Source organism: Ornithinimicrobium sp. F0845, assembly GCF_023015765.1.
Lineage (GTDB): Bacteria > Actinomycetota > Actinomycetes > Actinomycetales > Dermatophilaceae > Ornithinicoccus.
Genome location: NZ_JALKAL010000007.1, coordinates 19662 through 41331, shown reverse-complemented (window position 1 = coordinate 41331; position 21670 = coordinate 19662). Strand labels below are relative to the sequence as shown.

Sequence of the window (21670 nt, the reverse complement as noted above, 5' to 3'; positions counted from 1 at the left end):
GGGCTCGGGGGTGGCGATGCGGCACACTCGGGGCGTGGAGATTCGCGAGCTGCAGCCGCACGAGGCGGATCGGGCCGTCGAGCTCTGGGCGGAGTGCGGGCTGACCCGTCCGTGGAACGACCCGCACGCCGACCTCGCCCGAGCCCTGGGCGGCGCGAACTCCACCGTGCTCGCTGCGGTCCGGGGCGAGGAGCTCGTCGGCACCGCGATGGTCGGCCACGACGGGCACCGCGGGTGGGTCTACTACCTGGCGGTCGCTCCCGGCCGGCGGCGCGACGGTGTAGGTCGGTGTCTGATGGAGGCCTGCGAGCAGTGGCTCAGGGACCGCGGTGCGCCGAAGGTCCAGCTCATGGTGCGGCAGGGCAACGCCGCGGTCGTCGAGTTCTATGCGGCGCTGGGCTACACCGACCAGGGGACGATCACGCTCGGCCGCTTCCTCGACCCTGAGCTGGAAGCGCGGCGCCGGATGGGATCGGAGCGATGATCGAAGGCCCGCCGAGCGACCCTGTGCCGGGAGAAGGGCGTGCAAACCCTCCCCAAAAAGGCGTGTGGCGCCTGCAAAAACTCCCCAAAAATGGGGTGGCGCGGTGGCTGGCGGTGGGGCGGCACACGCTGTTCGCGCTGCTGCTGGTGATCGGCACGGTGCGCGCGGTCGGCTCGGACACCGAGCTGCGGTGGCTCATCCCTCTGGTCCTGGTCACGGCGGCCTGGTATGTCGTGGGCACGGCCTGGCGCGCCCCGTTCGTCACGGCGGGGGCCGGGCCCTGGTGGCTGCTGGGGCTGACCCTTCTCTGGGGTGGGCTGGTCGTGCTGTCGCCGGACTTCGTCTGGGTGGCCTTCGCCCTGTGGCTGCTGTCCGTGCATCTGATGGCCTTCCCGCTGGCGATGGCCTACTCCGTGCTGGTCCTCGCGGTGGTGATCGGCGTCCAGATCGACCTCGGCACGCACCTCGCGGGGGCGATCCTCGGGCCCGCCATTGGGTGCCTGGTGGCGCTCGCCGCCTCGCGAGGCGAGCAGCTCCTGGCACGGGAGGCCGTTGAGCGGCAGGAGCTCGTGGACCGGTTGGTCGCCACGCAGGAGGAGATGGTGGTGCTGCACGACGACCTCACGCGGACCCAGCGCGAGAGCGGTGCGCTGGCCGAGCGCACCCGGCTCTCCCGCGACATCCACGACACCCTGGCGCAGGGCTTCTCCTCCATCCTGCTGTTGGCCCGGGCGGGTGAGCACCAGCAGGATCCGGCGGAGCTGCACACCCTCCTGCGGCGGATCGAGGAGACGGCCGGGGACAACCTGGAGGAGTCCCGCCGCGTGGTCAACGCCCTCACGCCCGCGGCCCTGGAGGGCTCCGGGCTGTCGGCAGCCCTGTCCCGTCTGGTGGAGAGCATGTCGTCGGAGAGCGGCATCGTCGCGGACTTCACCGTCGACGGGCCGGAGGCACCGCTGGCCACCGCCCAGGAGGTGGCCCTGCTCCGCGTCGCCCAGAGCGCGCTGGCCAACGTCCGCCAGCACTCCGGGGCCAGCCGGGTGATGGTCACCCTCACGACGGCACCGGACCAGGTGCGCCTCGACGTGGCCGACGACGGCGTCGGGTTCGACGCCGCGGCGTGGGAGGACGCCGCGCCGTTGCCGGCGCCGCGGGGCGGCTACGGCCTGCGCTCGATGCGGGACCGGCTGCGCGACCTGGGCGGTGACCTGGTGGTGGAGTCGGCCCCCGGGGACGGCACGGTGCTCGGTGCGCACCTGCCCGTGTCGGTGCCCGGCGCGGAGCCGAGCCGGAAAGCGGGCGACGGATCGTGAGCGGGAGGGGTGAGCAGGCCAGGATCCTGCGGGTGCTGCTGGTGGACGATCACCCGGTCGTCCGGTCCGGCCTGCGGGCAGTGCTGGAGGCCACCGGCCGGGTGGAGGTGGTCGGGGAGGCCAGCTCTGGTGAGCAGGCGCTGGCCCTCGTGCCAGCCACCGAACCCGACGTGGTGCTGATGGATCTCAACCTGGGGGAAGGGATGGACGGTGTCACGGCCACCACCCGCATCCTGGCTGGGACTGGGACTGGGACTGGGACTGCGGCCAGGGTCGTGACATCCGCTGGCGCTCGCGGAGAGCGCAGCCGGACTCCCGTCGTGCTGATCCTGACGACCTATGACCACGACGCCGACATCGTGCGGGCGGTGGAGGCGGGTGCTTCCGGCTACCTGCTCAAGGACGCCTCACCCGAGGCCATCGCCGATGCCGTCGCGGCCGCTGCCCGCGGGGAGACGGTGCTGGCCAGCGGACTGGCCCAACGGTTGGTGAGCAGGATGCGTGCCCCGGCCGAGCCGACGCTCACGCCGCGCGAGCTCGAGGTGCTCCGGCTGGTGGCTCAGGGCGCGAGCAACCGGGCCATCGCCAAGGCGCTCTTCGTCAGTGAGGCCACGGTGAAGACCCACCTGGTGCACGCCTACGAGAAGCTCGGTGTCGACAACCGCACCGGTGCGGTCACCGTGGCTCGGGAGCGCGGCCTCCTGTAGGGAGGAGCGATCAGCGTGCCGAGTGGGTCTTGGCTCCGTGGCTCCGGCGAGCGATCACTCAGGTGAGCTGGTCACCAGGATGGACTCCCCGGCATACGAGACGACCGCGCCGGGTCGGACCTGGATGCCGCGGCGCATCACGGTCTCGCCGTCCACGGTGACCTCGCCGTTCTCGATGACCATCCGGGCCATCGCGCCGTCCTGCACCACGCCGGCGAGCTTGAGCAACTGCCCCAGGCGGATCGACTCGTCCCGGATCGGGACCTCCAGGTGACGGCTCATGGCTTCCAGCCTACGCGGCCAGCCCGGCTCGGCCGTCTGTGTCTGTGCGGCCGCGTCCAGGAAGGACGTCAGATCGCCCCAGGCGTCGGGCGTGTCCACGGGGACCTGTCGGTACGCCCGCACATACGCCCGGTCAATCTCCTTGCTCGACGTCATTGCTGCCATGAAACCAGTCTGTCACCGGGCAGGGTGTCGCAGGCGTCCCCGCAGACGGGCCCGCCGTCGGGTGCGGTCAGGGTGAACTCGGTGTTGCCGAACTCGTCCTGCTCCGAGCCGCCGATCACGGCCTCCCAGGTCTGGTCCTGCCAGGTGATCTGCACCGTGGCCTCGGCCGGGATCATCCGCGCCTGCTCCTGCGTGACGACCAGGACGAAGTGCTGCTCGCCAGTGGGCGCCAGGACCGACTCCTCACCGCCGCCGAGGGTGGCGCCGCGCACGATCGAGTCGCCGAGCTGGATCACCGTGGGGAGCCGGTCGACCGCCACCAGGCGGCCCAGCGGGATCCTCCCCGTGTCGTCCAGACCGAGGTCGTCCTGCCAGTCCTTGACCGCCCGCTCGGTCCGCCACCCGAAGTCGCCGTCCGGCTCGTCGGCGTCCAGGTAGTCAAGGTCGATGAGCGCCTGCTGCAGCTGCGCGACGTCGTCGCCCTCGAGGTTGCGGGCCAGGTCCCGATAGAACGGCACCTCGCCCTGCACCACCCGCACCGGTATGCCAGCGACCACGTAGATCGTGTCGCCATGGGCGACCTCGCCCGGCGAGGTGCTGAGCACCACCCCGGGCACGGCGTTGGAGGCGACCGTGCGCGCCGGCTGCCGCAGCGTCGTGGACAGCGGGAGGGACCGACCGACGCTGGAGGTCGTCGCCTCGGCCCACACGATGTCGGGCGTCGTCGTCGCGGTCTCCGGCGTCTGAGGCTCGAGGGTGGCGCGTGCCGCCCACCAGCCGCCCCCGGCCGCCACGGCCAACGCGACCAGGCAGGCGAGCGCGACCAGCAGCCCGCGACCGCGGCGTCGTGCGCCCATGCAAGTGGCTGTGAGGTCGCCCGGCTAGCGCCACGTCTCCACCACGACCGACTCCACCGGAGACCCGGCGAACTTCTGGTCGTCGGTGAGCAGAGGCATGTCGAGGGACTCGGCCAGGGCGACGTAGAACGCGTCGTAGGCCGTGAGGTTGTCTCGCAGGCTGAGCACGCGACGCTGGTACGGCTGCATCGGGTGGCGAAAGAGGGGGAGGTCCGCAAAGTCCTCGAGCATCTGTCCCGCGCGTTCGCTCGTGACCCTGATGGTGGACTTCGACGTCATCATGAGCCCCCGGATCGCCGAGGCCACCTCGGCGTCGATCAGCGCTGGCGCGTGGATGTGCCGCTGCCGACCAAACCGTTCGCGCAACCGTTCGTCCCCGCGCCGGTTCTGCAGGAGCCGCACGACGACCGACGCGTCGACGACCGTCATCTCAGTGGCGGTCTTCGTCGATGAACGACCGGATGTCCTCGGTGCTGGCCTCGATGCTCTCCCGTGCGGCGATCTTTGCGAGAGTCTCGTTCATCGCCGGGCGGGACACGTCATCGTGGATGAGTTCACGCAGATAGCTCGAGAGTGACATGTTGCGGGCGGCGGCCCGGGCCCGCAGGGTCTGTGCGTCCTTCGCCGGGACATCACGGACCTGGAGGATCTCGGTGCTCATAGCGACAGTCTACGCCGCATGCATGAAGTGTGCATGAAGTCTGAGGCGCACGGCTGTGGGAGACGCGTCTTCGAGCGCCCACTTCATCTTTCCGACGGTTACAGTCGGCTCGAAGAACGCGGAGGCGCTCGAAGACGCGCGTGTCCCAGGGGCTGACAAGCGTGAGCGGGGGTTACGCAGGCCGACGGCCGTACGTCACCGCGTGCACCGGCGAGATCTCGAACGAGCCGAGGTCGGTGAAGCCGTGCCGGGTGAGCAGGTCGTCGTAGGCACGACGCGGCAGCAGCTGGTCGTCGATCTGCGCCTCGAAGAACTGGATGCCCGACATCAGCCGGCCCGGCACCGAGCGCAGCCCCTCGTCGGTGTCCGGGAACGGGAAGTCCGAGATCACGAACCACCCGCCCGGCCGCAGCGCGGCGAGCACCCGCTCTGCCACCTGGTCGATGTCGCGGCACTCGTGCATCGAGATGTTGTTGATCACGACGTCGGCGGGCTCCGCCAGCGCGAACTCCTCCAGCGGACTGACCAGCAGCTCGACCCGGTCGGACAGACCGGCCTGCTCCACGGCATACTGCGCCCGGGTGATCGAGTGAGGGTCGCCGTCGACGCCGATCACGGTTGCTGAGGAGTATGTCGTGGCGAGCCGGAGCACTCCCAGTCCGGCCCCGCAGGCGGTGTCCACGACGCGGGCACCGGAGGTCAGCACCTCCTCGAGGCCGGGCACCCGGGCGAGCCCGCCGGGGACCAGGCGGGTGTAGAAGGGACGGCCGGTGCCGGCGACGCCGGCGATCCAGTCGGGGCTGGTGTCGTCCCACCAGAAGCGCTCGCCGGTGTGCAGGTTGTCGGCGAATCGGCCGAACATCTCCGGCTGGGAGACGACCCCGAACATGCCGCCCGCGAACGCGGGGGAGGTCTCGTCAAGCAGCAGCGTGTCCATGTGCGGCGCGAGGCGATAGCCGGCTCCCGCGCGCTCCAGGAGGCCGGCGCCGAAGGCGCCGCGGCACCAGACGGAGACGAAGAACTCGTCCATCTCCAGCGCGTCCGCCAGGTCGCCGGGTGTCGCTCCGGGAGTCGTGGCGAGTGCGCGGAGGAGCCCGGACTGCAGGCCCATCTGGGTGACCCGAGTGGCCATGTAGCCGGCGATGTGGGTCAGGACGGTGCCGGCCTGTTGGGGCAGTGGCACCTCGGGTGCGGGGGTTTCGGTGGTGGCGGTCGCAGGTGTCTCGGCGGTGGCGGTCGGGCTGGTCGCGCGACTCTCGGTGGTGGCGGTCGGGGTGGTTGTGCGGCTCTCGGTGGTGGTCATGCCAGGTCCTTTCGTTGGTGGTGTGGCTGACCTCTCCAGACTCGGTCGGTGCGCCCGGGGCCGATAGTTCTGAACCTGAACTGTTCCGGTTCACGATGTGTACTTGTTGGGCGTGCGGGCCGGGCGTAGCGTCGGATCGTTCGAAGGAGGCGAGGCTCGTGGCGGGTTACGGCCAGTTCTGCCCGGTCGCCAAGACGATGGAGATCCTGGACGAGCGGTGGACGGTCCTGATCATCCGGGAGCTGTTGAGCGGCAGTCAGCACTTCAACGAGCTGCGCCGCGGGGTGCCCAAGATGTCCCCGGCTCTGCTCTCCAAGCGGCTGCGGAGTCTGGCGAAGGCCGGAATCGTGCTGCGCCGGGACGACGGCAACCGGATCCGCTACGAGCTCACGCCCGGCGGTCGTGCGCTCGAGCCGATCGTGATGGCGCTGGGCGCGTGGGGCGTCCAGTGGCGCACCGCGCTCGGCGAGGAGGACTACGACCCCTCGCTGCTCATGTGGGACATGCAGCGCAATCTCGACCTGGCCTCCATGCCGAGTGGGCGGACCGTGCTGGCCTTCGAGTTCCCGGATGTGGAGCCCCGGACCCGGCGCTGGTGGATCGTGGTGGAGGCCGACCGCGTCGTCGACCTGTGCGACGCCGACCCTGGCTTCCCGGTCGACGTCACGGTGAGCGCCGACCTGCCCACGCTGGTCCACGTGTGGCGCGGCGACCTGTCGTGGAGCCGGACCCTCCGCGACGGCACCGTGCGCGTCACGGGCGCACCCGACCTGCGGCGCGCCTTCCCTTCGTGGCTGAAGCTGTCGAGCTTTGCCGCGGTCCCGCGGGTGCCGACGAGCACTTCCTGAGCCTTATCTCCATCTCCGCCTATTCGTCTTCGAGCGCCCAACGGTTCCTCGAGCCGGTTGCAGGGCCTGTTGCAAAATGGACGGCGCTCGCGGCGTGACCGGAAAATTTCCGGTCACGCGAGTCGCGGGGCCCGGAACTGGGCCGGACAGTGTCCAAATACCGCGCTACCGAGGCGAATCCAGGGCGCCCGGAGCGATCGTGCGGGAGATCGTCCGGCGGCCCGCCCAGCACTCTCCATTTAGCAACAGGCCCTGCAGTCGGCCCGAAGAACGACGGGGCGCTCGAAGAGGCGGCCGGAGGCGCGCGCCGGGGTAAGCGCGGCGCTGGCCGGAAGCACGGCCGCCGCCGACGCCGATGACTCAGCCCGGAGAGGACGCGTCCGGTGGCGGGTTCAGCAGTCCGTTGGACTCGCCGAGCCGTGGCACGGTGCCGGGGTCGGCGGCCTGGCCGTTGAAGAGCAGCGGCAGCCGCGGCAGGGCGGGGTGGCTGCCGTCCTCGCGCTCGAGGCGCTCGTCCTGCATCGGCACGAAGAGCCCGCGGTGCGCCAGCTGCGGACAGTCCCGCACGTCCGCGATCGTCTGCACCGCCCCGGCGGGCTGGCCCGCGCCGCGCAACGCCTCGACCGCCTCGTGCTGACCCAGGCTCGCGGCCCACTCCTCGAGGGCGGGCAGCACCCGGTCCTGCATCCGCTCGGCCCGCTTCAGCACGGTGTCGAGGGCCGGGTCGTCGACCAGGTCGGGCCGGCCCATCGCGGCGCAACAGCGCTGCCACATCTCGTCGGTGGGGATGACGATCGAGATCCAGCCGCCGTCGCCCGCACGGAAGGCCCCGACCGGGCTGAACCGGTCGATGCCGCGCGTGGGCACCTCACCGGTGAACTCGTGAAGGGTCAGCGGACGCTCGAGGAACGCGGCACCGATGTCATACATCGCCGCGTCCACGTGCGTGCCCTCGCCGGTGCGGCTGCGGTGCACCAGCGCGGTGAGGATGCCGAGGCAGGCATAGACCCCGGTGAGCAGGTCCATCGTCCCCATCGGCGCCAGCAGCGGCGGCTCCTCCGGGGCGGTGCCGAGGAGGCTGCTCAGCCCGCTCATCGCCTGGATGACGGAGTCGAAGGCCGGCCACTCGGCATACGGCCCACCAGAGACCCCGAAGCCGGTGATCTCGCAGATCACCAGCTGGGGGAAGCGCTCGCGCAGCACCGGGACGCCCAGGCCGAGGCGCTCCAGCGACCCGGGCCGGTTGTTGCAGAGGAAGACGTCCGCGTCGGCGAGCAGGCCGAGCAACGACTCGCGCCCCTCGTCGCTGCGCAGGTCGATCTCGACGGACCGCTTGCCCCGGTTGTATGACGCGAAGCCGCCACTGACGTAGTCGTCCTCCGGCCCGAGGCGGGGCTGGTAGGTCCGGCGCGGCTCGCCCGTGCCGGGACGCTCGACCTTGATGACCTCGGCGCCGGCGTCGGACAGCAGCGAGGAACAGTAGGGGCCGGCGATGAACTGCTCCATCGAGACGACCCGGATCCCGGCCAGCAGGTGCAGTCCGGACATGGCAAACCCTCCCTCGACAGTGGCGTGTGACCGACGCTAGTCCCGTCCTTCGCCCATCGCCCGTCAGCCGATCCGCGGCCGGGGACGGGTCTTTAGTTGACCGCCCAGGCCGGCGGCCGCTTCTCGGCGAAGGCCGCGAGACCCTCGGCCGCCTCGGGCGACTGGCGGGCGGCGCTGTGCTCGGCGACCAGGTCGGTGAACTCGGCGTCGTCAACGGCCGTCCAGGACAGGTCGCGGGCGATCCGCTTGGTCGTGCTGACGGCGCCTGGCCCGCTCGCCAGGATCGCCTCGACGACCGCGGCACCGCGCTCCTCAAGCGCCTCGCGGGGCACGACGTCGTGCACGAGCCCGATCCGACGGGCCTCCGCGGCGTCGAAGCGCTCGCCGGTGAGGGCATAACGCCGCACCTGCCGCGCGCCGATCGCGTCCGCCAGCTGCGGCAGGATGATCGAGGCGTGCAGGCCCCAGCGGACCTCGGCGATGGAGAAGACCGAGTCCTCGCCGCACAGCACGACGTCGGCGGCGGCCAGCACGCCGGTGCCCCCGCCGAAGCAGGCGCCCTGCACGAGGGCGACGACCGGCACGTTCAGCTGGCTGAGCCGGCGCACGGCGCTGCCGGTCAGGTCGGAGGCCGCGAGGTTGTCCTCGGGGCTGCCGGTGCGCACGGCGTTGAGCCAGTGCAGGTCGGCGCCCGCCTGGAAGTGCCGCCCGTTGCCGCGCAGCACGACGCAGCGCACGGGGGAGTCTGTCGTCAGTGACGCCTCGGCGGCGTCGACGGCCGCGTGGACGCCGCGCAGCATCGCCTCGTCATAGGCGTTGTTGACCTCGGGCCGGTTGAGCGTGACCGTCGCGACGCCGCGGTCGTCGACCTCGAGCAGGACCGCGTCAGCCAACGGTCTCACCCGCGGGCGACAGCGTGCTGGTCGCGCAGATCGCCCCGGCCGCGCTGCGGGACTCCGCCCCCCGCTCCAGCCCGTCCTGGCCGGGCACGATGGTCAGCGTCTGCGTGCCGACCATCGGGGAGACCAGCCGGTAGCCGAAGGTCTGTCCCACCAGGTCGATGCCCTCGCGGCGCATCAGGTCGCCCATCAGCAGGGCCTGCAGCGGGCCGTGGATGACCAGCCCGTCGTAGCCCTCGGTCGGCACATACCCCAGGTCGTAGTGGATGCGGTGCGTGTTGTAGGTCAGCGCGCTGAACCGGAAGAGCAGCCGTTCGTCGACCGCCAGGGTCAGCCTAGGTCCGGCCGGTGGGGTGGGCGGCTCGGGGGCGGGCGGCAGGGCGCCGGTGCCGGGAGCGCGATAGACGATGTCCTGCTCCTCGCGGACGGCGAGCTGACCGCCCTGGCTGATCTCCTGCAGGACCGTGACGAAGGTCAGCGGGCCGGTGCGCCCCTCCTTCTCCACGGTCTTGGCGATGGAGGTGACCTTGGTCGCGGGCTCGCCGATGACCAGCGGGGAGTATGTCGTCACGCGCCCGCCCGCGAACATGCGGCGGCGTCCTGGGCCGGGTGGGGCGGGGATGCCGCTGGTCGGGTGGCCGTCGGGGCCGAGGTCGGACTGGCGGCGGCGGTCCAGCAGGTACATCCAGTGCCACAGCGGCGGGACGGGTGATCCGGCCTCGAACGGCACGGGGGTCTCGAGCACCGCGGCCAGCGACTCGACCGGCTCGGCGGAGATCACCTCGGTGCGGGTCGTGGTCTCGGTCATCAGCCCTCCCTCCGTCGCAGGATGTCCTCGGCGCGCGCCACGACGGGCGCGTCGACCATGTCGCCGTCGACGCGCACGGCGCCTCCACCGGCCGCGGCCTCGAGCACACGCTGAGCCCAGGCGACCTCGTCCTCGGAGGGGCGGTGCGCGGCGTGCGTGGGCTCCACCTGTCGGGGGTGGATGAGGAGCTTGCCGGTCAGGCCCAGGTCTCGGGCGTAGGCCAGGTCGTCGACGAGCACGTCGGTGTCGTCGAGGGCGGTGGTCACGCCGTCGATCGGGCCGGGTAGTCCGGCAGCACGGGAGGCCAGCACCAGGGTCGAGCGGGCCAGCAGCATCGCCTCCCGGCCATTGCCGCTGCCCAGGTCGGCGGCCAGGTCCAGGTGGCCCAGCGCCAGCCGTGCCACGCCGGGGGCACGTGCCAGCTCGTGGGCCCGCGCGACACCGAGGGCGGACTCCACGAGGGCGATGACGGGCACCCCGATCTGCTCGGCGATGGTGCTGGCCACGTCAGGGTCCTCGGCCTTGGGCAGCACCACTGCCACGAGCTGATGCCGGGGTGCGTTGTGGGTCCCGGCGAGTGCCAGCACGTCGGCCGCATGCTCGGTGCTGTCGGCACCGTTGAGGCGCACGGCCGCTCGGCCGCCCTCGCTGATAAACATGGTCGCGGCATGCCGTGCCTCCGCCTTGGTCTCGGGGGCGACCGCGTCCTCCAGGTCGATGATCACCACGTCGGCGCCGGTGGCGACGGCCTTGTCGAACCGGTCCGGCCGGTCACCCGGGACGAACAGGAAGGAGCGCGCGGACTGGACCTGCGTCATACGGGGTCCACGTTGCCGCGCTTGACCAGCTGGCGGGCGATCACGTTCTTCTGGATCTCGTTGGTGCCCTCGCCGACGATCATGAGAGGAGCATCGCGGAAATAGCGCTCCACGTCGAACTCGGTGGAGTAGCCGTAGCCGCCGTGGATCCGGATCGCGTCAAGGGCGATCTCCATGCCGACCTCGGAGGCGAACAGCTTGGCCATCCCGGCCTCCATGTCGGCGCGCTGACCGGCGTCGAACGCGCGGGCGGCGTGCAGGGTGAGCTGGCGGGCGGCGACCAGCTTGGTGGCCATCTCGGCCAGGTAGTTGCCGATCGACTGGTGCTTCCAGATGGGGACGCCGAACGACTCGCGCTCCTGGGCATACTGCAGCGAGTCCTCCAGGGCCGCCCGGCCGACACCGAGCGCGCGGGAGGCGACCTGCAGGCGGCCGACCTCCAGGCCCTTCATCATCTGGGAGAAGCCGAGGCCCTCGGTCTCGCCGAGCAGCGCCGAGCGCGGGACCCGCATCCCGTCGAAGGCGATCTCGCAGGACTCCACGCCCTTGTATCCGAGCTTGGGCAGGTCGCGGGAGAGGTGGAAGCCCTCAAGCCCGTCCTCGCCGGACTTCTCCACGAGCAGGATCGAGACGCCCTTGTGCCGCGGCTGCGCCTCGGGGTCGGTCTTGACCATGAGGGCGATCAGCTCGGCCTTGCGGGCGTTGGTGATCCAGGTCTTGGAGCCGTTCACGACATAGTCATCGCCGTCGACCTTGGCGGTGGTGCGCATCGCCTGCAGGTCGGAGCCGCCGCCGGGCTCGGTCAGCGCCATCGTCGCGCGCAGCTCGCCGGTGGCCATCCGCGGCAGGTAGGTGTCCTTCTGCTCCTGCGTGCCGTAGGCCAGGATCAGCTTGGCGACCACCGTGTGCCCGCCCATCGCGCCCGCCAGGCTCATCCAGCCGCGGGCCAGCTCCTCGGTGACCAAGCAGTATGCCGGCAGGCTCACCTGAGCCTCGCCCCACGGCTCGGGGATGGCGAGCCCGAAGATGCCCATCTGCTTCATCGCGTCGATGAGCTCCTCGGGATAGGTGTTGGCGTGCTCCAGCTCGCTGGCGGTCGGCTTGACCTGCTCGGTGACGAACTCCCGCACCAGGCGGACGATCTCAACCTCGTCTTCGGACAGCATCTCGGTGCTCATCGTGTCCCATCATTTTTCGTAGTGGTTTTGCTGGTCTGTCTGCAATTTTCGTAGTGGTTTTGCTGCTCCTCCCGCACGTCAGGGAGAGGTGCCATCGGTTCCCAGGACGTATGCCGAACGGTCGGCTGGGACGCTCGGCCCCAGGTGGGTGATGAGCAGGTGGGCGCCGGTGTCCCACGTGATCTCCGCGGGCGTGACGCCCTCGATGCCGCCGAGCTGCAGGCAGTCGGTGACCTTCGCCTCCATCTCGGCGTCGGTCGGCGGCTTGCCGGGTGAGCCCGGCGGCAGGTCCAGGGAGCCGGTGAGGGTGCGCCCGTCGCTCAGGTCCACCTCGACCTCGACCGCGCCGAGCAGCAGGCCGTCGCCGGTCTCGTCGGTGAGGGTGATCTCGGTGAGGTCGATGAGCCGCTGCGCGTCGGCGCGCTGCACGGCCTCGTCGCCGAAGGCGCGGAAGCCGGAGTGCGGGTCGAGCAGGGCGGTCGCGGCGGCATACTCCAGGCTGAACTTGCCCTCGAGGCCGGTCTGCGGCTGGTGGTGGACCAGCGGGGTGACCGTGCCGCGCGGGGTGCTCAGCCGGATCGCTGCGACCTGCTCGGCGCTGATCGGCTCGCCGACGGTCTCGCGCAGCGCGCCGATCGGTCGCTGGAGGGCATAGCAGGCGGGGTAGACCTTGATGGCCAGACCGTCGGGGATCATCGCGGGATCGGACGAGGGGTCGGTGACCAGCGGGTGGGTCGGGTCACCGCCGAGCAGCTCCATCCAGGCCTCGACCGCCCGCGGGTCGGCGGTGGCGCCGGCCGCGGCGAGCTGGGCCGCCGTGATCCCGGCCTGCGCGGCCAGCCCGACCTGCAGGCTCTTGGCGTCGGTGCCGAACGCGCGCTGGACACCGCCGGAGGCGGGGACGGCCAGCGCGATGGCGTTGGTCAGCTGCTCCTGGCTCAGCCCGCGCGCGATGCCCGCGACCACGGCCGCGGCGATCGCCCCGGAGGTCGTGGTGGCGTGCCAACCCGCGGTGTAGTGCGACCAGCCCAGGGCCGTGCCCAACCGGGCCATGACCCCTGCGCCGGCGAGATAGGCCCGGGCAGCGACCTGCCCGTCGTGCCCGCCGCTCGTCAGGGCGACGGGGACGCAGACGGTCGAGATGTGCGTGGTCGAGGGCAGGTGCAGGTCGTCGAAGTCGATGACGTGGGCCAGCGCGGCCCACCGGGCAGCCTGGCCGTCGAGGGCGTCCACGACCGGCCTGATCTGATGGGTGCGGGCGGCCAGGGCCACGGCGACGGTGTCGAGCAGGCTCCGGTCCGCCAGGTCGAGGTCGGCCTGCGACGGCTTGGTGGTGCTTGCCCACGTGGCGAGCGCCACAGCCACGGCGGGCGTGCCGGTTGCAGTCGCGTCGGGGGCGCCTTCCTCGGTGCTGATGGTGTCGATGCTCACGGGGTGCCTCCTGCGGCTGGGGCCAGACCGAGCTCGGTCAGGATCTGGTCGGTGTGCTCACCGACGGTGGGGATCGGGCCCATCACGGGTGTGCTGCCCTGCAGCGTGGCCGGTGGGATCAGCGCCCGGAGGGGCCCGACGGGGGAGTCGTAGTCAACCCAGCGCTCACGCGCCTGCAGCTGAGGGTGGGCGGCCAGACCGGCCATGTCGCGCAGCAGCGCGTTGGCGATCCCGACCTCCTCGAGCCGGTCCGCGGCCTGCTCGGCGCTCTGGTCGGCGAAGGCCCGCTCGATCTCGGCGTTGAGCTCGGCGGTGTTCTCCACCCGCAGGCTGTTGCGCTCGAAGCGGGGGTCGGTGGCCAGGCCGGCGTTGCCGAGCACCTGCTCGCAGAAGGTCGCCCACTCGCGCTCGTTCTGGATGCCGAGGAAGACCTGCTCCCCGTCGCCGCAGTGGAACGGGCCATAGGGGGCGATTGCCGCGTGCCGGGCACCGCTGCGCCGCGGGGGCGTGCCGCCATACATCGCGTAGTTCAGCGGGAAGCCCATCCACTCGGCCAGCGCCTCCAGCATCGACACCTCCAGAGTGGCGCCCTCGCCGGTGCGCTCGCGCTGGAAGAGGGCGGTCAGGATCCCGGTGTAGGCATACATCCCCGCGGCGATGTCGGCCACCGAGATGCCGACCTTGGACGGCTCGTCCTCGGTGCCGGTGATCGAGACCAGGCCGGCCTCGCACTGCACGAGCAGGTCGTAGGCCTTCTTGGTCGTGTAGGGACCGCCCGGGCCATAGCCGGAGATCGACACGTGCACCAGGCGCGGGTTGATGGCACGCAGCGCCTCGGCCCCCAGGCCGAGGCGTTCGGCAGCGCCGGGGGCGAGGTTCTGGACGAAGACGTCTGCCTCCTGCGCCAGGGCGGTGATCGCCTCCTGGCCCAGCGGGCTCTTCAGATCCAGCGCGACCGACTCCTTGGAGCGGTTGAGCCAGACGAAGTGGCTGGACATGCCCTTGACGGTCTCGTCATAGGCACGGGCGAAGTCGCCGGGGCCGGGGCGCTCGACCTTGATCACGCGGGCGCCGAGATCGGCGAGCTGGCGGGTGGCGAACGGCGCCGCCACGGCCTGCTCGAGGCTGACGACGGTGATCCCGTCGAGAGGGTTCATAGGGGGATTCCTCCAAAGATGTGAGGCTATATTTTCAAAGGGCCGCACATTTTGTCAACGAGAGATGGGCCACGGTGATGAGGTGGTGCGGGATCAGGTGTGGCGACGGGCGGGACGGTGGCGGAGTATGCCGAGGGCCGGGCTGGTGAGCCGGCCCCCGGCATACTCCTGGGTCATCTGATGAGCGCCAGCGACAGGATCGGCAGGTAGGTCACCAGGATCAGCGCGGTTATCAGGGCCGCCGCGCTGGGGATCGCAGCCTTGGCCACCTGCAGCACACTCATCCCGGACAGGCCGGAGGCGACGAACAGGTTGAGCCCGAGGGGCGGGGTGATCATCCCGATCTCCAGGTTCATCACGATGATGATGCCCAGGTGGATCGGGTCCACGCCCATCTCCATGGCGATCGGCAGCAGGATCGGCGCCAGGATCAGGATCGCACTGCTGGTCTCCATGAAGCAGCCGACGATCAGCAGCAGGATGTTGACCAGGGCCAGGAACTGCCACGGCTCGAGACTCATGTTGGCGATGCCCGTCGTGATCTGGTCGGGGATCCGCTCGGCCGCCAGGACGAAGGTGAACAGGATGCCGTTGGCGATGATGAACATGATCATCGCCGACGTCTTCGCCGAGGAGAGCAGCACCTTGCCGAGGTCCTTGAGGCTCAGCTCGCGATAGATGAGCAGCGCGACCACCAGGCTGTAGGCCACGGCCATGGCTGCCGCCTCGGTCGGGGTGAAGAAGCCGCCGTAGATGCCGCCCAGCACGATGACCGGCAGCAGCAGGGCCAGTATGGCGTCCCGCAGGGCGCGGCGGCGCGTGCCCTTCGGCAGTCGCTCGCCGGTGTGCTCACCGTAGTTCTTGCGCCGCGAGACCCACACGGCCATGCCGAGCAGCATCACGCCGGCCACCGCACCGGGGATGATCCCGGCCATGAACAGGTCACCAATGCTCTGCTCGGTGGCGATGCCATAGACGATCAGCGGGATTGACGGCGGGATCAGGATGCCCAGCGAGCCGGAGGTGGCGATCAGACCGGTGGAGAACTGCTTGGAGTAGCCGTGGCGGATCATCGCCGGGATCATCAGCGTGCCGACGGCGATCACGGTGGCCGGGCTGGAGCCCGAAACCGCGGCGAAGAACATGCAGGCCAGCACGGCCGTCATCGCCATGCCGCCGCGATACTGCCCCACGAGAGCGTTGCCGAACTCGGTGAGCCTTCGGCTGATGCCTCCGCGGGTCATGATGTTGGCGGCCAGGATGAAGAACGGGATGGCCATCAGCGGGAAGCTGTTGAGCGCGTTGAACAGGCGCTCCACGACCTGGGTGAGCGGGATGGTCGTGAAGTAGTAGAGGTAGACGAAGGACGTCAGTCCCAACGCCATCGCGATCGGCGTCGAGGTGAACAGCAGCGCGAACAGGATCACCAGCAGTGTGATGACTTCGGTGCTCATCGGCCGTCTCCCTTCGGCTCGCCGGGACCCTTGTCGTCGCCCCTGTCGTCGCGGGCATCTCCCTCAGGGGGTGAGGCACCGAAGGTGTCGCCCGCGCCGGAGATCTCGGCGTTGGAGGCACGGATCTCCTCGAGGGTCAGGCCGGTGGCCTCGGCCTCGGCGGCCAGCAGGTCCTCGCTGGTCGGGATGCCGTGGCGCCAGGTGCGCCAGAGCATCTCCAGAGCCCGGAGCAGCATGAGCGTCATGCCGATCGGGACGGCGAGCTCCACGACCCACAGGGGCAGCTTGAGGACGGGGGTGACGGTGGTGCGGGAGAACGGCTCGAAGAGCAGCTGCCACCCGAGGTAGCCCATGATCAGCAGATAGATGATCGTCACGACACCGGCGACCAGGGCCAGCCACTTCTTGCCCCGGTCCTTGAAGAAGACACCGAGGATGTCCACGCTGACGTGCTCGTTGTGGCGCAGTGTGATCACCGCGCCGATGAACGTGGAGTAGATGATCAGATAGATGACGGCTTCCTCGGTCCAGAACCAGGACTCGCCTAACTGTCGCAGGAAGACGTTCACGATCGAGATCAGCGCCGCGAGGCCGAGCGTGCCTGCCGCGATGACGTTCTCGACGTTCGTGAGCGCTCTGTCTAGCTGTCTCACGTCTCTCACACCCTTCTGTGGGGTGGGGCGCCGGGGCGGTCGCTGACCGCCCCGGCAGGGTGGGCAGAGGTCACTGGTTGGCCAGGAGCTCGTCGATGATCTCGGGACCGATCACATCGCGGTACTGCTCGTAGATCGAGGGGACGACGACGTCCTTGAACGCCTGACGCTCCTCGTCGGTCCACACGTTGATCTCGGTGGTGCCCTCGGCCTCGATGGTCTCCTTGGACTCCTGGTTCAGCCCCACGACGTTGTCGCGGTTGTAGGTCGAGGCTTCCTCGGCGGTCTCGATCAGGATCTCCTGGAGGTCCGCGGGCAGGCTGTTGAAGAACTCGGTGTTGACCACGAGGATGTAGCCGATGTAGCCGTGGTTGGACTCGGCGATGTTGGACTGCACCGTGTGCATCTTCTGCGACTCGATGTTGGAGTAGGTGTTCTCACCGCCGTCGATGACACCCTGCTGGAGGGCGGAGTAGACCTCGGCGAAGGCGATCGCCTCGGCCGAGCCACCCCAGGCCTCGATCTGGCTCTTGAGCACGTCGGAGGGCTGGATGCGGTACTTCTTGCCCTCCATGTCGGCCGGCGACTGGGTGAGGTTGTTGGAGTGGATCTGCTTCATGCCGGAGTCCCACAGGCCGAGGACCTTCATGTTCTTGGCCTCGAGGTCAGGGTTGGCGAAGATCGCCTTGCCGACCTCGGTGTCCGGCGCCGCCACGCTGGGGATGTCGTCCGGGGTGTCGAACAGGAACGGCAGGTCCAGGACCTGCAGCGCCGGTGCGACGGTGGTGAACTTCGCGGAGGCGGGTGCCAGCATCTGGACCGAGTTCTGCTGGATGGCCTGCATCTCGTCCTTGTCGCCGTAGAGCGAGGAGTTGGAGTAGACCTCCACGTCGATGCGACCATCGGTGCGCTTCTCGAGCTCCTCCTCGAACCAGAGCGCCGCCGTGCCCTTGGGGGTGCTGTCGGTGGTCACGTGGGAGAACTTCAGCGTGAAGGTCTCACCGTCACCACCGGTTGCGTCACCGCCGTCGCCGCCACCACCGCGAGCGCCGCCGCAGCCAGCCAGCGTCAGTGCCCCGACGGCGACGATGGCGAGAGTGCGCAGAGAGCGAGAGGTCATGAGGGTGTTCCTTTCCTGGTGATCCGCTCCGCCGTGATCGACGAAGGGTTGCTGCGCCGGCGTCCAAGGTGGATCCGGTGCGTGTAGTGCTCGGGCAGAAAGTCTGAGACGGCCCACTCGACCGCCCGGCCGCTGGGGTCGACGTAGAGGCGCTCGACGTGCAGCAGCGGGTGGCCGATGGCGCACCCGAGTCGCTGCTGGTCCAGCTCGGTAGCGGACCGCGCGGTCATCGACTGCTCGGCCCCGCTCAGCTGGATGCCCCGCGCGGTGAGCGCTCCGATGACGGTGACCGTGCTCGTGGCACCGGCCTGGGTGAAGGCCTCCTCGCCGTCCAGCAGCCGGCCGATCTCCGGCGGCAGGAAGACCGAGGTGTGACAGAAGACAGTGCCCTGGTGCCGGCGCAGGAACTGCATGCCATACATCAGCCGGGAGTCGAGCATGAGCTCGCGGGCCGCGTCGGGGTCGAAGGTGCCCTCGAGGGGCTGCACCACCTCGAGCTCGGTGTCGTCGGCCAGCCCGAGCAGGTCGTCCACGGTCTCGAACGGGCGCCGGTAGCGCAGGTGGGACGGGGTGATGAAGGTGCCGCTGCCGGGCACGCGATAGACCAGGCCCTCGTTGACGAGCTCGAGGTAGGCGCGGCGCACCGTCTGGCGGCTCACGCTGAACTCGCTGCCGAGCTCGCCGTCGGTGGGCAGCGCCTCGCCCTCGGCCCAGCGCTTCTCCTTGATCGCGTCGCGAAGGTGGCCGGCCAGGCGGCGATAACCTGGCTCCTCCACGCGGCGCGAGCTGCTCGACATACTCTGGTCTCCGTTGACTCAAGGTGGCGCGCACGAGGTGTCCGGCGCAGACAATGGGGACTACCATCGCAAAGGGCAGTACATTTCGTCAATGTCATGTAGATAACAATTTGGTCAGGAGGTGGGCGCCCAGGTGGTCCAGAGCCCACACCGGTCGCCGACCGCGATGGTGATGCTGGGTGCCAGCGCGCTGACGACCCTCGGGGCCATCCCGCCGTTCCTCGTCGGTGCCCAGGCCGTGCTGATGCAACGCGACCTCGACTTCGGTCCGTCCGTGCTCGGCCTGGTGGTCAGCACCTTCTTCGCCGTCGCCGCGCTGGCCACCATCCTGGGTGGAGGGCTGCTGGAGAGGTGGACGCGCCGCCAGGGCCAGATCACCTCTGGCGTCCTCGTCGCGCTGGGAGGTTTTGGGCTCGCCTTCCTCGTGCACCGCTGGGAGACCCTCATCGCGGTGATGGCGGTGCTCGGCCTGGCCAATGCGGCCTGTCAGGGCACCGCGAACCAGACGGTGGCGACGGTCCTGCCGGCCCACCGGCGGGGTCTCGGCTTCGGCATCAAGCAGAGTGCGGTGCCGGCCGCGATCATGTTTGGCGGGCTGGCCGTGCCGACCATGACCGCCCTCTTCGGCTGGCGGAGCACCTTCGTCGTGACGGGCACCACCGGGTTGGTGGTGATCGTGCTGGCGCTGCTGCAACCGCGAGTGGGGCGCACGGTGCCTCGGGGTGGCTTCGTCGGCGGCGCGGTGGACCGGGCACCGTGGGGGCCGCTCCTGCTGTGCGGCATCGCGATCACCTTCGCCAGCGCCGCCGCGAACTTCCTCGGGGCCTACCTGGCCAGCTGGGCCCATGACGTGGGGCTGACGGTCGGCCAGGCCGGGCTCCTGATGGCGGCCGGCTCCGGCAGCTCGATCCTCGTCAGGGTGGTGGCGGGTCACCGGGCGGACCGCCGCTACGGCGGCAACCTGCTGTGGGTCGCGCTCCAGATGGCCTCGGGTGCGGTCTGCCTCTTCCTCATCGGTGTGTTCGCGGTGCCGTGGGCGGTCGTCCTCTTCGGGTTCCTGGCCTTCGGGCTCGGCTGGTCCTGGCCCGGGCTTTTCCTGTATGCCGTAGCGCGGGTCGGCCGGGACGCGCCCACCCGGGCCTCGTCGGTCGTGCAGGCGGGGGCCTTCACCGGCGGCGCGATCGGGCCGGTGCTGCTGGGGCTGGTCGTCTCGGGGCTGGGCTTCCGTGAGGCGTGGCTGGTCGCGGCGGGGTCCTTCCTGGTGGCCTGCACCCTGACGCTGGTCGCGCGGGCGGGGTTCCGCCGTGACCTGGTCCGCCGGCCCCCGAGCCGACCGTTCGGTTACGGCGGCGGTGTGCGAGGTCCCCGACACGTGGCGGGCGGGTAGCTTCGCCGACACCACCGGCGGGCTGCCGGGACGGCTCAGCGCACGCGCGGCAGCGTCTGGTCGTGGTGCAGCACGCCGCTGAACGAGTCACCGGTCTCGGCCAGCCGGTCCAGCACGGTGCGGATCGTCCACCGGTCCGGCCGCAGGTCGGGGTCGTCGAGCTCGTCCCACGTGATCGGCACCGACACCGGTGCACCCGCCGACGGCCGCGGGCTGTAGGGCGCGACGAGCGTCTTGTTCACCGCGTTCTGCGTGTAGTCCAGCCGCGCCAGACCCTTGCGCGCCCGCACCTCCCAGCGCCAGCTGACCAGCTCGGGCACCATCGCGCCGATGCTCCGGGACACCTTCTCGGCCCAGGCCCGGGTGTCGGCGAAGCTCGGGCCGCGCCGGATCGGCACCCACACCTGCAGCCCGCGCCGACCGGTCACCTTCGGATAGGCCCGCAGCTGCAGCGCCTCGAACGCGGCCCGGTGCAGCCGCGCGAGCTCCAGCGTCTCCTCCCAGGAGGTCCGCTCACCCGGGTCGATGTCGAACATGACGTAGGACGGACAGTCCGGAGCGTCCGTCGGCGACGTCCAGGGGTGCCACTCCAGCGCGCCGTAGTTGGCCGCCCAGACCAGCGCCGCGGCCTCGTCCACCACCAGGTAGGTCTTCGTCTCGCCGGGGTCGGCGTCCGGGTTGTCCCACCGCGGCAGCCACTCCGGCGCGTGCTTCGGGACCTCCTTGTGCCAGAACCCCTTCGCCTGCGCGCCGTCGGGATAGCGGTGCAGGTTGACCGCCCGACCCGCGAGATAGGGGAGGAGCACGGGGGCGACGCGCCCGGCATACTCGATGAACTCGCGCTTGGTGACCGGCTCCTCGGCGGTGACCGGCCCCGCACCCTCGCGGCCCGGGAACATGACCTTGTCCAGGTTGGTCAGCCGCACCGTGCGCCCGAAGACCTCCCAGGTCCCCGAGGTGCCCAGGTCGCGCAGCGTCGACAGCTCGTCCTCGGTGAGCGGGTCCGGGACGTCCACCCGCAGCGACTCGGCCGCCTGGTCGGCCGGCCGGTCGGAGTGCCACACCTCGTCGGGGTCGGCGAGCACCTCCTCGTTGGTGCGGCCGCTGAGGACCGAGCGCGGGAAGTCCTCGGCGTCCCAACCCTGCACCGTGTGCTCGTCGTGCTTGTGGAACAGCAGCCACTGCTCCTTGTCACCCTGCTGGCGCGCGGTGCGCACCAGCATGAACTGGCCGCGCAACTTCTCGCCGTGCAGTATGACGTGCAGCGTGCCTGCGCGGATGGCCGCCGCCGGGTCCTCGTCGTGCCCCGGCTCCCACGTGCCGGTGTCCCAGACGATCACGTCGCCGCCGCCGTACTCCTTGCTGGGGATCACGCCCTCGAAGTGGAGATACTCCATAGGGTGGTCCTCGACGTGGATGGCCAGCCGACGGATCTCGGGGTCCAGGCTGGGGCCCTTCGGCACCGCCCAGCTGGCCAGCACCCCGTCGACCTCCAGGCGGAAGTCGTAGTGTCGCGCCGTGGCCCGGTGGCGCTGCACGACGAAGACCCGGTCCCCTCCCTCGGAGCGCTCCGGCGGGGCGCCGCTGGGCTCGGGCGTGCGGGCGAAGTCGCGCATCCGGCGGTACTTCGCCAGCGGTTCCTGAGAGTCCCCCGGAGCCGGGGAGCGGCCCTGCTTGTGCGGCATACTGCCCACGCTGCCACCCTGGCGCCCGGCCCGCACCCGACGCCGCGGGTCTTGCCACCGGTCCGCCATCCCTCTAGCGTCGGGGGCCACGGAGCACCCGCTCCTGGTCACGACA

Annotated in this window: 22 protein-coding genes; 5 read left to right on the top strand and 17 right to left on the bottom strand. The window is 70.5% G+C overall.

Annotated elements, in window-relative coordinates; all coding sequences use genetic code 11:
• Positions 1 to 34 precede the first annotated feature (34 nt).
• From MWU75_RS11390 to MWU75_RS11380, 3 genes are all read left to right on the top strand, one after another.
• Positions 35 to 484, top strand: coding sequence for a GNAT family acetyltransferase (locus MWU75_RS11390; protein WP_247090702.1), 450 nt, complete (start codon positions 35 to 37; stop codon positions 482 to 484).
• A 95-nt stretch (positions 485 to 579) separates the two neighbouring features.
• Positions 580 to 1797: a sensor histidine kinase gene (locus MWU75_RS11385; RefSeq protein ID WP_247090700.1), complete on the top strand. Its 1218-nt coding sequence runs from the start codon at positions 580 to 582 to the stop codon at positions 1795 to 1797.
• The gene (locus MWU75_RS11380) at positions 1794 to 2504 is read left to right on the top strand and encodes a response regulator transcription factor (protein WP_348647762.1); all 711 of its coding nucleotides are present in this window, start codon (positions 1794 to 1796) and stop codon (positions 2502 to 2504) included. Before MWU75_RS11385 ends, MWU75_RS11380 begins: the two co-directional genes overlap by 4 nt.
• Before the next feature lie 54 nt (positions 2505 to 2558).
• On the opposite strand, the gene MWU75_RS20320 is transcribed toward MWU75_RS11380, so the two are convergent.
• The 5 genes from MWU75_RS20320 to MWU75_RS11355 form a co-directional block, all read right to left on the bottom strand.
• Positions 2559 to 2951, bottom strand: coding sequence for an RNA-binding S4 domain-containing protein (locus MWU75_RS20320; RefSeq protein ID WP_348647761.1), 393 nt, complete (start codon positions 2949 to 2951; stop codon positions 2559 to 2561).
• On the bottom strand, positions 2939 to 3808 hold the full coding sequence (locus MWU75_RS11370) for a peptidoglycan-binding domain-containing protein (RefSeq protein ID WP_247090698.1): 870 nt from the start codon (positions 3806 to 3808) through the stop codon (positions 2939 to 2941). Before MWU75_RS11370 ends, MWU75_RS20320 begins: the two co-directional genes overlap by 13 nt.
• A 24-nt stretch (positions 3809 to 3832) precedes the next feature.
• Entirely contained in the window at positions 3833 to 4237 is a 405-nt protein-coding gene (locus MWU75_RS11365; RefSeq protein WP_247090696.1) for a type II toxin-antitoxin system VapC family toxin, read from the bottom strand.
• A 1-nt stretch (position 4238) separates the two neighbouring features.
• A complete protein-coding gene (locus tag MWU75_RS11360; RefSeq protein ID WP_247090694.1) occupies positions 4239 to 4469 on the bottom strand; it encodes an antitoxin in 231 nt (76 codons plus the stop codon).
• Positions 4470 to 4641: 172 nt separating this feature from the next.
• Entirely contained in the window at positions 4642 to 5772 is a 1131-nt protein-coding gene (locus MWU75_RS11355; RefSeq protein WP_247090692.1) for a class I SAM-dependent methyltransferase, read from the bottom strand.
• Between the two features lie 158 nt (positions 5773 to 5930).
• On the opposite strand from MWU75_RS11355, the gene MWU75_RS11350 reads away from it, so the two are divergent.
• Positions 5931 to 6620: a helix-turn-helix domain-containing protein gene (locus MWU75_RS11350; RefSeq protein ID WP_247090684.1), complete on the top strand. Its 690-nt coding sequence runs from the start codon at positions 5931 to 5933 to the stop codon at positions 6618 to 6620.
• Positions 6621 to 6980: 360 nt separating this feature from the next.
• On the opposite strand, the gene MWU75_RS11345 is transcribed toward MWU75_RS11350, so the two are convergent.
• The 11 genes from MWU75_RS11345 to MWU75_RS11295 all read right to left on the bottom strand — a co-directional run bounded on the left by MWU75_RS11345 (position 6981) and on the right by MWU75_RS11295 (position 18483).
• The gene (locus tag MWU75_RS11345) at positions 6981 to 8168 is read right to left on the bottom strand and encodes a CoA transferase (RefSeq protein WP_247090682.1); all 1188 of its coding nucleotides are present in this window, start codon (positions 8166 to 8168) and stop codon (positions 6981 to 6983) included.
• A gap of 92 nt (positions 8169 to 8260) precedes the next feature.
• A complete protein-coding gene (locus MWU75_RS11340) occupies positions 8261 to 9061 on the bottom strand; it encodes an enoyl-CoA hydratase-related protein (protein WP_247090680.1) in 801 nt (266 codons plus the stop codon).
• Positions 9054 to 9875: a mesaconyl-C4 CoA hydratase gene (locus MWU75_RS11335; protein WP_247090678.1), complete on the bottom strand. Its 822-nt coding sequence runs from the start codon at positions 9873 to 9875 to the stop codon at positions 9054 to 9056. Before MWU75_RS11335 ends, MWU75_RS11340 begins: the two co-directional genes overlap by 8 nt.
• Positions 9875 to 10693 (bottom strand): CoA ester lyase, encoded by an 819-nt coding sequence (locus MWU75_RS11330; RefSeq protein WP_247090676.1) that lies wholly within the window; start codon positions 10691 to 10693, stop codon positions 9875 to 9877. The genes MWU75_RS11335 and MWU75_RS11330 overlap by 1 nt, the downstream gene beginning before the upstream one ends.
• Positions 10690 to 11871 (bottom strand): acyl-CoA dehydrogenase family protein, encoded by a 1182-nt coding sequence (locus MWU75_RS11325; protein ID WP_247090674.1) that lies wholly within the window; start codon positions 11869 to 11871, stop codon positions 10690 to 10692. Before MWU75_RS11325 ends, MWU75_RS11330 begins: the two co-directional genes overlap by 4 nt.
• A 78-nt stretch (positions 11872 to 11949) precedes the next feature.
• Positions 11950 to 13302: an MmgE/PrpD family protein gene (locus MWU75_RS11320; protein ID WP_247090672.1), complete on the bottom strand. Its 1353-nt coding sequence runs from the start codon at positions 13300 to 13302 to the stop codon at positions 11950 to 11952.
• Positions 13299 to 14459 (bottom strand): CaiB/BaiF CoA-transferase family protein, encoded by a 1161-nt coding sequence (locus tag MWU75_RS11315; RefSeq protein ID WP_247090670.1) that lies wholly within the window; start codon positions 14457 to 14459, stop codon positions 13299 to 13301. The genes MWU75_RS11320 and MWU75_RS11315 overlap by 4 nt, the downstream gene beginning before the upstream one ends.
• Before the next feature lie 173 nt (positions 14460 to 14632).
• Positions 14633 to 15913: a TRAP transporter large permease subunit gene (locus tag MWU75_RS11310; protein WP_247090668.1), complete on the bottom strand. Its 1281-nt coding sequence runs from the start codon at positions 15911 to 15913 to the stop codon at positions 14633 to 14635.
• Entirely contained in the window at positions 15910 to 16566 is a 657-nt protein-coding gene (locus MWU75_RS11305) for a TRAP transporter small permease (protein WP_247090666.1), read from the bottom strand. The genes MWU75_RS11310 and MWU75_RS11305 overlap by 4 nt, the downstream gene beginning before the upstream one ends.
• Positions 16567 to 16636: 70 nt before the next feature.
• A complete protein-coding gene (locus MWU75_RS11300) occupies positions 16637 to 17686 on the bottom strand; it encodes a DctP family TRAP transporter solute-binding subunit (RefSeq protein ID WP_247090664.1) in 1050 nt (349 codons plus the stop codon).
• Positions 17683 to 18483, bottom strand: coding sequence for a GntR family transcriptional regulator (locus MWU75_RS11295; RefSeq protein WP_247090662.1), 801 nt, complete (start codon positions 18481 to 18483; stop codon positions 17683 to 17685). Before MWU75_RS11295 ends, MWU75_RS11300 begins: the two co-directional genes overlap by 4 nt.
• A 133-nt stretch (positions 18484 to 18616) precedes the next feature.
• Between MWU75_RS11295 and MWU75_RS11290 the strand changes: the two genes are divergently transcribed.
• The gene (locus MWU75_RS11290) at positions 18617 to 19870 is read left to right on the top strand and encodes an MFS transporter (protein WP_247090660.1); all 1254 of its coding nucleotides are present in this window, start codon (positions 18617 to 18619) and stop codon (positions 19868 to 19870) included.
• A 35-nt stretch (positions 19871 to 19905) separates the two neighbouring features.
• On the opposite strand, the gene ligD is transcribed toward MWU75_RS11290, so the two are convergent.
• The gene (gene ligD / locus MWU75_RS11285) at positions 19906 to 21624 is read right to left on the bottom strand and encodes a non-homologous end-joining DNA ligase (RefSeq protein WP_247090658.1); all 1719 of its coding nucleotides are present in this window, start codon (positions 21622 to 21624) and stop codon (positions 19906 to 19908) included.
• Positions 21625 to 21670 lie beyond the last annotated feature (46 nt).